The sequence below is a fragment of the Mucilaginibacter sp. genome (assembly GCF_039207105.1).
GTDB lineage: Bacteria > Bacteroidota > Bacteroidia > Sphingobacteriales > Sphingobacteriaceae > Mucilaginibacter.
On the sequence record NZ_JBCECK010000028.1, the window covers coordinates 36,077 to 49,795 of the forward strand.

The 13,719-nt window shown below is 43.8% G+C and carries 13 protein-coding genes; 9 read left to right on the plus strand and 4 right to left on the minus strand.

The window, feature by feature from the left end; genetic code table 11:
• Nucleotides 1-112: 112 nt before the first annotated feature.
• Complete coding sequence (locus tag AAGC65_RS08420) at nt 113-2,959, plus strand: hypothetical protein (RefSeq protein ID WP_343111993.1); 2,847 nt, start codon at nt 113-115, stop codon at nt 2,957-2,959.
• Nucleotides 2,960-3,105: 146 nt separating this feature from the next.
• Here the strand turns inward: AAGC65_RS08420 and AAGC65_RS08425 are convergent, their stop codons facing one another.
• The 3 genes from AAGC65_RS08425 to AAGC65_RS08435 all read right to left on the minus strand — a co-directional run bounded on the left by AAGC65_RS08425 (nt 3,106) and on the right by AAGC65_RS08435 (nt 5,447).
• The gene (locus AAGC65_RS08425) at nt 3,106-3,858 is read right to left on the minus strand and encodes a copper homeostasis protein CutC (RefSeq protein WP_343111994.1); all 753 of its coding nucleotides are present in this window, start codon (nt 3,856-3,858) and stop codon (nt 3,106-3,108) included.
• Nucleotides 3,859-3,971: 113 nt separating this feature from the next.
• The gene (locus AAGC65_RS08430; RefSeq protein ID WP_343111995.1) at nt 3,972-4,982 is read right to left on the minus strand and encodes a N(4)-(beta-N-acetylglucosaminyl)-L-asparaginase; all 1,011 of its coding nucleotides are present in this window, start codon (nt 4,980-4,982) and stop codon (nt 3,972-3,974) included.
• 48 nt (nt 4,983-5,030) lie between these two features.
• Nucleotides 5,031-5,447, minus strand: a complete 417-nt coding sequence (locus AAGC65_RS08435; RefSeq protein ID WP_343111996.1) for a DUF2007 domain-containing protein — start codon at nt 5,445-5,447, stop codon at nt 5,031-5,033.
• 55 nt (nt 5,448-5,502) lie between these two features.
• Here AAGC65_RS08435 and AAGC65_RS08440 point away from each other — a divergent pair, with 55 nt between their 5' ends.
• From AAGC65_RS08440 to AAGC65_RS08450, 3 genes are all read left to right on the plus strand, one after another.
• Entirely contained in the window at nt 5,503-6,453 is a 951-nt protein-coding gene (locus AAGC65_RS08440) for a YafY family protein (protein ID WP_343111997.1), read from the plus strand.
• A gap of 133 nt (nt 6,454-6,586) precedes the next feature.
• Nucleotides 6,587-7,009, plus strand: a complete 423-nt coding sequence (locus tag AAGC65_RS08445; RefSeq protein WP_343111998.1) for an SRPBCC family protein — start codon at nt 6,587-6,589, stop codon at nt 7,007-7,009.
• A 93-nt stretch (nt 7,010-7,102) separates the two neighbouring features.
• The gene (locus AAGC65_RS08450) at nt 7,103-7,564 is read left to right on the plus strand and encodes an effector binding domain-containing protein (protein ID WP_343111999.1); all 462 of its coding nucleotides are present in this window, start codon (nt 7,103-7,105) and stop codon (nt 7,562-7,564) included.
• Between the two features lie 263 nt (nt 7,565-7,827).
• Here AAGC65_RS08450 and AAGC65_RS08455 read toward each other — a convergent pair whose 3' ends face one another.
• A complete protein-coding gene (locus AAGC65_RS08455) occupies nt 7,828-9,162 on the minus strand; it encodes a dihydroorotase (protein WP_343112000.1) in 1,335 nt (444 codons plus the stop codon).
• A gap of 433 nt (nt 9,163-9,595) precedes the next feature.
• Between AAGC65_RS08455 and AAGC65_RS08460 the strand changes: the two genes are divergently transcribed.
• The 5 genes from AAGC65_RS08460 to AAGC65_RS08480 all read left to right on the plus strand — a co-directional run.
• Entirely contained in the window at nt 9,596-10,957 is a 1,362-nt protein-coding gene (locus AAGC65_RS08460) for a DEAD/DEAH box helicase (RefSeq protein ID WP_343112001.1), read from the plus strand.
• 98 nt (nt 10,958-11,055) lie between these two features.
• Nucleotides 11,056-11,322 (plus strand): hypothetical protein, encoded by a 267-nt coding sequence (locus AAGC65_RS08465; RefSeq protein WP_343112002.1) that lies wholly within the window; start codon nt 11,056-11,058, stop codon nt 11,320-11,322.
• A 124-nt stretch (nt 11,323-11,446) separates the two neighbouring features.
• Nucleotides 11,447-11,776 carry a gliding motility protein GldC gene (gene gldC, locus AAGC65_RS08470; protein WP_343112003.1) on the plus strand — a complete coding sequence of 110 codons (330 nt, stop codon included), beginning with the start codon at nt 11,447-11,449 and terminating at the stop codon, nt 11,774-11,776.
• 95 nt (nt 11,777-11,871) lie between these two features.
• On the plus strand, nt 11,872-12,300 hold the full coding sequence (locus tag AAGC65_RS08475) for a hypothetical protein (RefSeq protein WP_343112004.1): 429 nt from the start codon (nt 11,872-11,874) through the stop codon (nt 12,298-12,300).
• 92 nt (nt 12,301-12,392) lie between these two features.
• A partial coding sequence (locus AAGC65_RS08480; RefSeq protein WP_343112005.1) for a CHASE3 domain-containing protein occupies nt 12,393-13,719 on the plus strand: 1,327 nt, incomplete at its 3' end.

A 13,719-nucleotide genomic window follows, 5' to 3' on the forward strand; every position in this document is an offset into this window, starting at 1 on the left:
GACTACACCTAAGAAGAACTTTTCCTATGTCCTTTATCCATTATCTTTTAATCCTTTGTCCAAAAGTCCTATAATCCAAAAGTCCCCAAATTATACTTATTTTGAGCCCTCAATGAACAAGTACCCCTTTGTTAATAAAACGCTGAAAAAACTGCTGCTGCCGGCATTGATCCTAACCGCTGGCATAGCCAAAGGACAGGAATTTGGGGGCAACCCGCCATCATTAAAATGGAAACAGGTAAATACGCCACCGGCGCGTATTATTTTCCCGGCCGGGATGGATTCTGCCGGTATCAGGGTGGCCAACATTGTGCAGCAAATGAACGGGTTAATAAAGCCAACCATCGGTTTAAAGCAAAGGCAGGTGAACATTGTTTTGCAAAACCAAACCACTGTTGCCAATGGCTATGTGGGTTTGGCACCCTTCAGAAGTGAGTTTTTTTTAACACCCGAACAGAATAGTTTTGATATTGGCAGCTTGCCCTGGCCACAGCAATTGGCCATTCACGAGTTTAGGCACGTACAACAGTACAATAACTTTAATGTAGGCCTTTCGCGTGCTTTACGGATTCTGTTTGGCGAAGGAGGACAGGCGTTGGGTAACGACTTATCGGTACCTAACTGGTTTTTTGAGGGCGATGCCGTATTTAACGAAACACATGTAAGCGAACAGGGCAGGGGGCGGTTACCTTATTTTTTCAATGGTTACAGAGCATTGTGGGCAGCCGACAGAAACTACAGCTATATGAAGCTGCGCAACGGGTCGTACCTGGATTTTACACCTGATCATTATCCGCTGGGCTATATGCTGGTTGCTTATGGCAGGCAGCAATACGGCGACGATTTCTGGAAAAAGGTTACGCATGACGCGGCTGCTTTTAAGGGTGGTTTTTATCCTTTTCAGAGGGCCATAAAAAAATATACCGGTACCGATTTTAATACTTTTAAAAACGAAGGGCTCGATCATTTCAAAGACCAGTTTAGCGGAACCGATGCCAACGTAAAGGCTACTCCGAAAACGGCCGGTCACTTTGATGCTGATAGGGAATATCCCGAGTATATCAATGATAGTACGCTCATTTACATGAAGAGTACCTATGATCATATCCCGGCTTTTGTGATCAAATCTGGCAATCACGAACGCCGCATCAGCACGCGTTCATCATCGCTTGATAATTATTTTAACTATCATGACGGCAAAGTGATTTATGCCGCTTACCGGCCCGACCTTAGGTGGAGCTACCGCAACTACAGTGAACTAATGTTGCTGGATGTAAATACGGGTAAAGAACACGGCATCACCCGCAAAACTAAATATTTTTCGCCCGCCTTTAGCGCCGATGGTAAAAGTATTGTGGTTGTACAAGTGGCCTCATCAGGAGCAAGCCAGCTACACATATTAAACCTGGAGGGTAAGGTAATTAAAATGCTGCCTAACCCGCTAAAACTGTTTTACACTTACCCGCAGTTTTATGGCGATGATAAGCTGGTAGCTGCTGTGCGTAACCACGAAGGTAAAATGACATTGGCGCTGATAGATATAGCAAGCGGGAGTACCCAATATTTAATCCCTTTTAGCTACCGGCCTATTGGTTTTACAAAGGTTAAAAATCAGGATATTTACTTTTCGCAAGCTGAAGACGTTAACGATCGCTTGTTTGTGTTGAAGCAAGCTGATAATCGCTTTTACGAATTACTGCCCACGGGCAATGATGCCGGTATAGGGCATTATGAGCCTGCTATAAGCGATAATAAGATGGCATGGGTTGGCTTTACCGCGTTTGGTTACCAAATAACGGAGGCCGATAAAAAAGAACTGAAATGGATAGATGGAGGCGAGCAGTACCCCCATGGCTTACCGGATATGAAGATATCGGCATTGGCACGTGATTCATCCGCCAATATGCTGGCCGATGTAGTTAATAAACCGCTGCCTGTTACCCCGTACTCCAAGGCACATGGGCTCTTTAACTTTCATAGCATCATCCCCAATATCAGCGATCCTAACTATTCCTTTGCCATTACCGGCGAAAACGTGCTGAATACCTTCCAGTCGCAGTTAGCATTTGATTATAATACCAACGAAAGGTATAAGCAATTTAGTTTTGATGCTATTTATGGTTCCCTGTTCCCCTACATATCCGCAGGTGCTGATTATACTTTGGATCGCCGGCAGTTTTACCGGGGAAGCTATGTGTATTGGAACGAAACTTCGGTACATGGCGGTTTGCAGGTGCCACTCAGCTTTAGTGCAGGCAAACATTTAACCGGTTTAACTTTTGGCTCTGATATTTATTTTAACAGCACCAGCTTTCAACAAAGGAACGCATTGAAAATTGCCGACCGGAGTTACACCTATCTCAATAATTACATTTCGTTTAGTAACCAAACGCAGGCTGCTAAGCAAAATATATATCCCCAGCTGGCGCAAAGCATCAGTTTAAATTATAAGTCGTCTATTACCGGGGTTGGTTCTACCCAATTCCTGGCATCCGGTACTTTTTATTTCCCGGGATTGGTAACCAACCATAGCCTGGTGATCAATGTGGCCCATCAGGAAAAGGGGAAAAACAATGTGATCAGTTTCTCTAACAATTTCCCGTTCAGTAAGGGCTATACTGCCGAAAATTTGGATGATATGAATAAGATAGGTGTAAACTACCATTTCCCCTTTGCCTATCCCGATGCAGGTTTCGGTAACCTGGTTTATTTATTGCGTTTGCGCGGGGCTTTATTTTTTGACTACACTCACGCCACGGCCGATAACTTTTTTACCAACGGCGGCAGCTTTAAGCAAAACTTCCGTTCAACCGGGGCAGCAGTATTTTTTGATACCAAGTTTTTTAACCAGAATAGCATTTCCTTTGGCATAAGATACAGCCGCCTGTTGGATAATGACTTTTTCGGTGGCACCGGACGAAATAGGATTGAGCTGGTGTTGCCGGTTACGATTTTTTAAAAGGGAAAGGAAAAACTTGTCATTGCGAGCGTAGCGTGGCAATCGCGAACTGTACAGAGAAGATTTGCATAGCTTGTATTAATACTTACGAAGTTTTCAAAACTTCGTAAGTATTCTCTTCTTTTCGCAAAGGCAGGTATTATATTTTAACTATTTGCCAGCCTGATCAATTCAATTACCCGGCCGGTGTCAGTTACATCAATGCTGTATTCATCACCTGGAACGGTGCTCATCACGATATGATCATTATGATATTCCATTTTGCTTTTTACATGCCCGCGAGCCGAGGAGTGTACTTCGGTTACGCCGGTAAAATGTACCAGATCAGCCACGTTGGCTTCGCTCACGCCACTACCGGGCATAATGCTGATGCGGCCTGCCGCTTGTTCAACCAGGTGGTTAATCGTAGTAGCGCCCTCCATAGCAGTACTTTTACCGCCCGAGGTGAGTATACGCTCGCAGCCTATCTCAATAATGTCTTCAAGGGCCCGTAATTGATCGGCACACATGTCAAATGCCCGGTGAAAGGTTACCCCTAAGCCCCATTGTTTGGCAAGGCGTACCATCTCAAGGCAACGTTCCTTGTCAATGGTACCATCGGCATTAAGCATACCTATGACCACGCCATCGCAGCCAGCCTCAATGCAATAGCGTATATCGGCCAGCATGATCTGGTATTCCAGATCGTTATATAAAAAGTCGCCTTCCCGTGGGCGTATCAGTACATACAATTTGATGTGGAGTAGCTTGCGGGCCAGCAATATTTGCCCGGCCGAGGGGGTGGTACCGCCTTCTTTCAAATTTTCGCACAGCTCAACGCGTACAGCCCCGCCTTCCTGGGCTGCCAGTGCGGATGCTAATGAGTTGGCGCAAACTTCAAGAGAAACAGGGTTTGTCATAGTCTTAAAATATTCAGTATTAATTTTTTATTGATTTAGGTTTATTTTGATGGCTTAAAAGTTCCGTTTCATACCTATTCAGGATTAACGCTCCCCGCACCCCACACCCCGCTCTATTTATAAAAACTCTTTCCTTTGATCAGTAAGTCCTGTTGATGTTCGTTACAAACCGCGAAAGAAAAGCCGCTTTGTATGGCATAAGCGCCGTATTCGCCTTTTTTATTGATGGCTAAGAATCCTACCTGGATTTGTTTAGCGGTTTCGGGTTTCTTTTTGATGATCCGGTTTACGGCTTCTTTACAGGCATCCTCTGGTGATAAGCCCTGACGCATCAATTCAACCACCAGAAAGCTGCCTACATTGCGAATCACCTCTTCTCCTACACCGGTTGATGTGGCGCCCCCAACTTCATTATCAACATATAAACCGGCACCAATGATAGGGCTATCGCCCACGCGGCCATGCAGTTTAAAAGCCATACCGCTGGTAGTACACCCGCCCGAGATATTGCCTTTGGCGTCAATGGCCAGCATACCAATAGTATCGTGATTGTATTTGTCGCCTGGTTTACCGCCGTTTTCAATGTTCATAACCGGACTGTATTTGGCCTTTTTAAGCCATTCTTTCCATATTTTTTCCGATTCGGGGGTAAGCAGTTTTTCTTTTTTCATGCCCTGTTCAACAGCAAACTGTGTAGCGCCATCGCCAACCAGCATTACGTGCGGGGTTTTTTCCATCACCAGGCGGGCTACAGATATAGGGTGAGCTATATCTTCCATAGCGGCAACCGAACCGCAATTGCCCAGTTCGTCCATAATGCAGGAGTCTAAAGTTACCCGGCCATCCCGGTCGGGCAGGCCTGTGCGGCCAACAGTATGGTTGCTGATATCCTCAGCTTCGGGTATCCTTGCACCAGCTTCAATAGCATCAAGCGCACGACCACCGGCCGAAAGTACTTTCCAGGCACCTTTATTGGCTATCATGCCAAAATCCCATGTAGATATCACGATGGGTAAAGTGGCTTCGGGTTTTGCTGCAATTGTTTTGGCTAAAGCTGAATTGGATAGTGCTGCCAGCGAGGCCCCGGCGGCTGATAGTTTAATGAACTTACGGCGGTTATACATACGGCTAATATAAAAAAATCAGCTATAAAAGCTGATTTAGTAAGTGGTTTATTCAAAATCCTGCAAACAGTTGAAACAGTGCCAGGCTTTGGTGTTATGAAAAGGAAAAACGGTTGACAGAAAAATAGAGAATTTGCCCGGATCGGCGGGGCCAATATTGGTTGAGGCGCAGTATGGGCATATAACAACCTGGTCCAGTTCTTCATCAATTTCTACATGATCCTGATCGTGCAGATCACCCTGGGTGGCCAGTATCTCACGGCATTTTTCCAGATCGCGTTCAAATATTTTCAGTTTAACACCACCCACCGCCTGGTTATACAAAGGGTTAGCGCCTATGGTATTCTCGTCGGCAATAAAGCAGGGTATACCACTGTCTTCCAGTTTGGTGCGCATAATATGGGCCAGCATCACATCATAGTAAGTCTCTAATGTGATGATCTTGTCATTGTTTTCGGTAGCCATAGTGTAAATGAAATATTTCACCAAATGTAGCTTGTTTTTTACTTAATTTGATGGTATGAACCGCATCGACCGTATTTCGGCTATTTTGATACAGCTCCAGTCGCGCAGGGTAGTAAAAGCCTCTGACATTGCCGAGCGTTTTAATATCAGCTTACGCACCGTATACCGCGATGTAAAAACACTTGAGGAGGCCGGTATTCCCCTTATAGGCGAGGCCGGTGTAGGTTATTCTATTATGGATGGCTACCGTTTGCCACCGGTAATGTTTACCCGTGAGGAAGCCACGGCCTTTTTAACCGCTGAAAAGTTTGTGGAGAAGCTTACCGATACCACCACGATGAAGCATCACCAGTCGGCCATGTATAAGGTGCGGGCTATTCTGAAAACTGCTGAAAAGGATGCCCTGGAAGACCTGGACAGCAGTATTGAGGTTTTAAAAAGCCATAGCCAGAAACGGGCAGGCAACAATACGGATCATATCCAAACCATACTGGATAGTATAGTGCAAAAACGGTTGCTATGTATTGACTATTTCGCAGGCCATAGCCAGGAATTTACCAAGCGCGATGTAGAGCCCGTTGGCGTGTTTTTCCTGGACAGCTTTTGGCACCTGATAGCTTTTTGCCGTTTGCGTAACGATTACCGCGATTTCAGGGTTGACCGTATGCGAAAAGCCGTTATCAGCGACATAACTTATAACGGCAGTAAACACCCTACCTTAAAAGCTTACATAGCCCAAACAGCCCAGGAAAAACAACTGGAAACAGTAGTGATCCGGATTGATAAGGAGATAGCCCATCACCTCGATTATCAAAAATATTACTGCGGTTTTGTGTCTGAAAAAGTTATCGGTAATAAAATTGAAATGACTTTCTTGAGCGCCTCGATAGAAGGGTTTGCACGGTGGTTCATGATGTTTGGCGATCAGGCCGAAATTCAACAACCGCAAGAATTGGCAAACCGTGTTAAAACCATAGCCGCAGCCATAACCCAAAGAAATAATTAACCCCCGGTTTTCCTGCTGACATAGGGCTGTCATTCTCCTGCATTTACTTTGCTAAACATGAATAACAGAGCATGGTTTTGTGGCCATGTTTTTGCTCGTGTTTTAGTAATTAAACCATCAAATAAACTGCACTATGGAAAAGCTCAAATTAACTACCGAATTAAAATTTAAAGCCCCGATTTCAAAAGTATGGCAAGGCCTTACTGATCCGGAAATGGTAAAAGCGTACTTTTTTGGCACCAATTTACAATCAAGCTGGAGGGTAGGGGAGCCCATTGTTTTCAGCGGTGAATGGGACGGCAAGAAGTATGAAGATCATGGCACGATACAGGAGATTGATCCGGGAAAATTTTTGAAATATAGCTATTGGAGCAGCATGTCGGGAACGGATGATAAGCCTGAAAACTATGCAACCATTACTTATTCGCTTACCGAAAATAAGGGAGAAACCAGCCTGATTATAACCCAGGATAACATTAAAAATGAGGAAGCCAAACAACATTCGGAACAAAATTGGCAGGGTGTTTTTGCTGGCTTAAGAAAAATGATAGAGTAATTATTGTACTAAATAATTTATTTATATAAAGGTTATAAATTTTTGGTATAAAACTATTTAAAAATCAATATAACAAAAAGTGATAACTTTAGAATGATGAACAGAATGCATATAAATGGTTTCTTTTTGCTGGGAATCTCTGTACGTACCACCAACCAAGATGGTCAGGCGGCAAAAGATATTGAAGAGCTTTGGTGCCGCTTTATGGATAACAATATTTTAACACGGATTGTGGATAGGACTGGCGACGAGGTGTACTGCGTATATACCGATTATGAAACAGACCATACAGGCCCTTATACGGCTATACTGGGCTGCCGGGTAAACTCGCTTGATAACATTCCGGTCGGGTTGGTAAGTCATGTGGTATCGCCCGGAACTTACGTTAAATACACAGCCAAAAGCTGGCTGCCCAACCGGGTTGGCCAAACATGGCAGCACATTTGGGATACCTGCCGCAACCGCCAATACATTGCCGATTTTGATGTGTATGGAATTAAAGCCCACAATCCCGAGAGTGCCCGGGTGGAGATATATGTAGGGGTGGCTCGATAGAGACTCTGAAACTTTTGTCATTGCGAACGTAGCGCGGCAATCGCGAACTTTATAGGGAATCTATATTGTTCGCGATTGCTTCGTCGTTCCTCCTTACAGCAATGACAAGTGGAATTCTGTCATTGCGAGCGTAGCGTGGCAATCGCGAACTTTACAGGGAAATTTGCATAGTTCGCGATTGCTTCGTCGTTCCTCCTTACAGCAATGACAAAACGGTTTTTTTTCTTTACAGAAATTTCTGTAATTGGAAAATTAAAAATTTATTACCTGTTAAAATTCAATCGTTTGCCAGCTTTACCTTCAATTAAGCTTCCGTTAGCGTAGGCGATATTTCCGGATACCAAAGTGTAGGCTATTTGTGAACGGAAGGTAGTTCCTTCAAACGGGCTCCAGCCACAGTGGTATAAAATATTGCTCTTATTTACGCTCCAGGGTTTGTTCAAATTCACCAGTACAAGGTCGGCCCAGTAGCCTTCACGGATGTAGCCGCGCTTGTCTATCTGGAAACAGGTGGCTACGTTATGCGCCATCTTTTCGGCAATTTGTTCCAGGCTTATTTTACCCTGATGATGCAGCTCCAGTATGGCCGGCAGCGCGTGCTGAACCAATGGCCCGCCGGAAGGTGCCTGCAGGTAAGGCTGCTCTTTTTCGGCCAGGGTATGGGGGGCATGATCTGTGGCAATAACATCAATGCGGCCATCCAATACAGCCTGCAAAACGGCGTCGCGATCGTCGGCAGTTTTCACTGCCGGGTTCCATTTAATAAAGTTGCCTTTAGTATCATAATCGACATCAGAAAACCATAAATGATGTACGCAGGCTTCGGCGGTAATACGCTTATCTTTTAGCGGGGTTTTGTTGTCAAAAAGGTGCGGCTCAAGCGCGGTTGATATGTGCAGAATATGCAACCTTGTATTGTGCTTTTTAGCCAGTTCAACCGCCAGTGATGATGACAAATAACAAGCTTCCGCGCTCCTGATTTTAGGATGCAGCTTTACCGGTATGTTATCGCCCAGTAACTGTTTGTAATGGGCAAGGTTACTTTGAATGGTTGCTTCATCCTCACAATGTACCGCGATCAACATGGGCGACTGTGCAAACAGGTTATCCAGCGTGCGCGGATTATCAACCAGCATGTTCCCGGTTGATGAACCCATGAACACTTTAATGCCGCAAACATTGGCGGTATCGGTACGCAGTACCTCATCAAGGTTATCGTTTGATGCGCCCATAAAAAACGAGTAGTTGGCCAGCGAAGTGCGGGCCGCTATGTCATATTTATCCTGCAGCAATTGCTGGGTGAGGGTATTGGGTACGGTGTTGGGCATTTCCATAAAAGTGGTGATACCCCCGGCCACGGCCGCGCGCGATTCTGAATGGATGTTGGCCTTATGGGTTAAACCCGGTTCGCGAAAGTGAACCTGATCGTCAATACAGCCCGGCAACAGGTGCAGACCTTCAGCGTTGATCACCTCATCGGCATGTGCGTCAATACTGCTATCAATCTGTTCAATAAGCCCATCTTTGATCAAAATATCGGTAACATATTGTTTATTCTCGTTAACTACGGTTGCTGATTTGATGAGTATTGTTGACATAGGGTTGATTTTGGATTTCGGATGTTCGATTTAGTAATGGGGCAAATTTAGGATATAAAAATGAGAATTGATCTGGCAGTTAAGACTCACCTGCCCTTTGCTTCGCTCGGGCACCCTCTCTTCAGCTTCGCAGTAAAAAGAGTGAAAAAAATACTTTCTTTGCTCCTTTGTCTTTTATCCTTAATCAGTTTTTCAAGCTCCCTCTTTCCGCCGCAGGCGAAGAGAGGGATGGCAAGCGCAGCGATGCCAGGGTGAGTCGATGCGATTTTGTCTGAACCAGGATTAAACAGATGATCGGATTACAGGATTCTGATAATCTTTTTCATACAAAATCATGGTAATCCTTGAATCCTTAAAATCGTGGTTCAGACAAAATCCCACGTCCCATATCCCAATCTCAAATCTCTTTCAACAAAAAGCCTATCTTTGCGGCATGGCTGTAACTTTTGAAGATTTTAATTTTAACCGGCAAATACTGAACGCTATAGCCGATGCCGGTTATACCGAAGCCACTCCGATACAACAAAAGGCCATCCCGCCAATTTTAAACGGGCAGGATGTGATGGGTATAGCGCAAACAGGTACCGGTAAAACGGCCGCTTATGTATTGCCTATTATCATGAAGCTAAAGTATGCCCAGGGCGAAAATCCGCGGGCACTCATTGTTTCGCCAACGCGCGAGCTGGCCATGCAGATCGAGGAAAATGTAAAAACCTTTGCCGCAAATACCGATTTGCGCGTGGTGGTGCTTTATGGCGGATTAGGCCCCAAAACACAAATAGAGCAAATTAATAAAGGGGTTGATATTATTGTAGCCACTCCGGGCCGCTTTATGGATATTTACCTGGCGGGCCATATTGTAACTAAAACCCTACAGGTATTGGTGTTGGACGAGGCCGATAAAATGATGGATATGGGCTTTATGCCCCAGATAAACCGTATACTCGAGGTTGTACCTGTTAAAAGGCAAAACCTGCTGTTTTCTGCTACCATGAGCGATAAGGTGTATGAGCTGTCTACTAATTTTTTGGAGTATCCAACCATTATTGAGGTAACTCCGCAGGCTACCCCGGCGCAAACTGTGAATCAGCATTTGTACCATGTGCCTAATAATAAAACCAAAATAAACCTGCTCAAAAAGCTGCTTGACCAGGAAGGCGATATTACCAAGCTTATTGTATTTTGTAAAACCCGCATAGTGGCCGAAGATGTGTACAAATTTTTGCTGCGTAAATTTGGCGAAAATGAAGTGCGCGTGCTGCACGCCAATAAAGGGCAAAACACCCGTATCAACTCTATTAATTCGTTTAAGAATGATGAAGTGAAAATGTTGGTGGCTACCGATGTGGCATCCCGGGGTATTGATGTGAGCGATGTAAGCCATGTGATCAACTTTGATGTGCCCGTGGTTATTGAAGATTACGTGCACCGGATTGGTCGTACAGGTAGGGCGCTGCAATCTGGCGAGGCCATTACCTTTTGCGGCCCTGCTGAGGAATATTACCTGAAAAAAATCGAGAAGCTGATCAAGCAAAGCATACCCGTATCTGTAATACCTGACGATGTGTTTATTGAAGAGACCGGGTACGATGAAAGGCAGGAGCAGAACAAGGAAATAGATATGCAGAAGCGAAAGGAAGATCCTGATTTTAAGGGTGCCTTTCACGAAAAAAAGACTCTGAACCAGCGTAAAAAATTTGATGCCGCTAAAGAAAAAGCGCGCTACGGCAAAGCAGGTAAACCGGGGTCGAAAAGCGCTTCTAAAGGCAGATCATCATCAAGAAAAAAGCGGTAACAGGCAAATGTGCGGATGTGCGGATTTCAGATGTGCGGATGAAGTTGCCTTATAAAAAACAATAGTTCAATAAATCATTAAATCAATAATTATTCCGGATGAAACTCCGCATTACTCCTTTAAATTTTGCTACTACCTTTTTTATTATAGTTGCAGCTTACATTTGGATATATGGTGCTCACTCTGTGGGTAGGCCGCTCGAAAACTGGAGCGGCACCATTGGCTGGATATTTATACTGTTTGCTTTTGTGGTGTTTTTTCTGGATCTGATATTCCGCAACTTTTTTGCCGAGCTGAAAAAACTATGGATAGTGGAGCTTTGCTTTATTGCCCTGGTGGTTATCATATTTTTGATTGTTAGATAAAACTTCCTAAGCTTACTGCCTGCACGAGGCTGTGTTAAAAATTACAAAAGCATTATAAACTCGCTCGACTAAAAATGAGATACTTGCGGGCTGAAATAATTTAGATAAAAAAGAAAATTCAATAATGAAAACTGCTGAAATAAAACTGACTGTTAACCTTGACGATAATAACGTTCCGGAAACCATTATGTGGGAATCAACCGATGCTGCTAATAAAGAAGCGTTACCGGTAAAATCATTTATGCTGGCCCTTTGGGATCCGAGCTATAAAAACACCCTGCGTATTGACCTTTGGACTAAAGATATGCCGGTTGATGAAATGAAACGCTTTTTTTATGAAACCCTGCAAACTATGGGCGATAGCTTTTTACGCGCCACCGGCGAAAAAAATATTGTAGAAGACCTGCGCGACTACTGTGCCCACTTTGCCGATAAAATGGAGATAAAACAATAATTAAATTTCAGTTCTGGGTTCTGAGTTTTCAGTTTTGAGTATTTCGTCATCAGACTAATTACTCACCACTCAAAACTCACTACTAATAACTCCCTATGCGTATCAGTTCTATTTTATCGTTTGTTGGCTTTGTATTGATCTTTGCGGGCACGTACTGCCCCTTGTTGCGCCCGTTTGGGTTGTTTAACTGGAATGTATACCAGCTTAACCAGCCTTATGGATTGGTGATGTTGTTAACAGCCATTATAGGTATTGCGGCATCATTTTTAAACCAGGCAAAAATTGTACGTACCTCCGCATGGATTTCCGCAGGTTTGGTGGTTATGCTGCTTATTGCGGCTTTCCTGAAAATCCATTTTACCTTTAGCTTTATTCCTTTTCATAAGTTTGAAGCCTTTTTGGCTAAGCAGGTTAAATTCAAATGGGGATGGTATGTGCTGTTTTCCGGAGTAGCGTTTGCACTTGGTGGGGCACTGAAAAGTAAACCTAAAAATTTCATTCAAAACACGGAGCCGAACAGCTAAAAAATTATTCCTCAAATGTTTATTGACCTTTTTACATAGTAAAAAGGTTTTTTTTGAACATATTTGTACCCTAACAAATATAATACGTCTGCATGTTTAAATTTTCGTTTCGTCAGCAGGTTTTAGCGGGCTTTGTTGTATCCATTATTCTTGTTTTGGTGGTGGGTATATTATCATACAATAGTATTCGCCAGTTTGAAGAAGATAATGTATGGGTTGATCATACCCAGAATGTTATCAGGTCATCAAATAACCTGCTGCAGCACATGATAGATGCCGAAACGGGCATGCGTGGTTACGGAGCCACCAACAACAAGGTGTTTCTTGATCCTTACAATGAGGCGCTACCTCGTATCAGTGTCGATCTGCAATCTTTACGTGATCTTACCCAGGATAACCTGGCACAGCAAAAACGTATAGATTCGTTAACAACCTATGTTGCCGCTCAGCGTATCATCCTTAAAAACGATATCGATAGTCGAGAGGCTAAGGGTCTTGATTTTATGCTTGCCAACCGCATGTTTTTTGACGGCAAGCAAAATATGGACATGATCAGAACCCTGGTTACCCGTATCATTGATTCAGAAAGCAGCATTCTTCAGGTACGTAAGCAAAGTTCGCAATCGGCATCAAATACAACTGTTATTATCCTTATAGGCGGTTCGTTAATATTCCTGATCATTATTCTGGTTTTGTTCTTTTACATACAAACCACTTTTGATAAGCAGAAAAAAATTGAGGAAGAAATTAAGGTTGCCAATATTGAACTGGGCAAGGTACTGGCCGAAAATGAAGCTAAAAACTGGTTGCTTACCGGTACTGGCTTGCTTAACGAAAAAATGCAGGGCCAGCAAAGTGAAAAAGAACTTTCGGCCAATATTTTAGCTGAGGTTTGTACCTACACCAAAGCGGCTGCCGGAACATTTTATTTATATAACGATACCAAACATGTGCTGGAGCTTTACGCTTCCTATGCTTTTCATAACCCCGACTTTTTAAAGAAAACCATTCAGCTTGCAGAAGGCTGGGTAGGGCAGGTGGCCCGCGACCAAAAAGCTACAGTTGTTAAGGGAAAACTGAATGATCGCTTTGATCTGGAATCATCTGTAGTAAAAGAAGTGCTTGCCGAAACTTTTATAGTTCCTTTCTTTTTTGATAAAAAATTGAAAGGCGTAATGGAGGTAGCTTATGCAGGTGAACTGGCCGTTACCAGTACAGATTATATCCGCACTGTAGCCAATGATATTGGCATTGCCATTAACACTGCCCAGGCGCGTACGATTATGCATGATCTGTTTGAGGAAACACAGCAACAGGCCGAAGAGCTGGAAGCTCAACAGGAAGAAATGCGTGTTACCAACGAAGAGCTGATGAACAAAACAGAAATGTTGCAGGCATCAGAAGAAGAGTTGCGTGTAC

Coding starts and splice junctions, on each gene's coding strand:
- AAGC65_RS08450 (WP_343111999.1), top strand. CDS start 7,103: ATGATGAACAGAATGCATATAAATGGTTTCTTTTTGCTGGGAATCTCT.
- AAGC65_RS08475 (WP_343112004.1), top strand. CDS start 11,872: ATGCGTATCAGTTCTATTTTATCGTTTGTTGGCTTTGTATTGATCTTT.
- AAGC65_RS08420 (WP_343111993.1), top strand. CDS start 113: ATGAACAAGTACCCCTTTGTTAATAAAACGCTGAAAAAACTGCTGCTG.
- AAGC65_RS08465 (WP_343112002.1), top strand. CDS start 11,056: ATGAAACTCCGCATTACTCCTTTAAATTTTGCTACTACCTTTTTTATT.
- AAGC65_RS08430 (WP_343111995.1), bottom strand. CDS start 4,982: ATGTATAACCGCCGTAAGTTCATTAAACTATCAGCCGCCGGGGCCTCG.
- AAGC65_RS08435 (WP_343111996.1), bottom strand. CDS start 5,447: ATGGCTACCGAAAACAATGACAAGATCATCACATTAGAGACTTACTAT.
- AAGC65_RS08460 (WP_343112001.1), top strand. CDS start 9,596: ATGGCTGTAACTTTTGAAGATTTTAATTTTAACCGGCAAATACTGAAC.
- AAGC65_RS08440 (WP_343111997.1), top strand. CDS start 5,503: ATGAACCGCATCGACCGTATTTCGGCTATTTTGATACAGCTCCAGTCG.
- AAGC65_RS08425 (WP_343111994.1), bottom strand. CDS start 3,858: ATGACAAACCCTGTTTCTCTTGAAGTTTGCGCCAACTCATTAGCATCC.
- AAGC65_RS08455 (WP_343112000.1), bottom strand. CDS start 9,162: ATGTCAACAATACTCATCAAATCAGCAACCGTAGTTAACGAGAATAAA.
- AAGC65_RS08445 (WP_343111998.1), top strand. CDS start 6,587: ATGGAAAAGCTCAAATTAACTACCGAATTAAAATTTAAAGCCCCGATT.
- gldC (WP_343112003.1), top strand. CDS start 11,447: ATGAAAACTGCTGAAATAAAACTGACTGTTAACCTTGACGATAATAAC.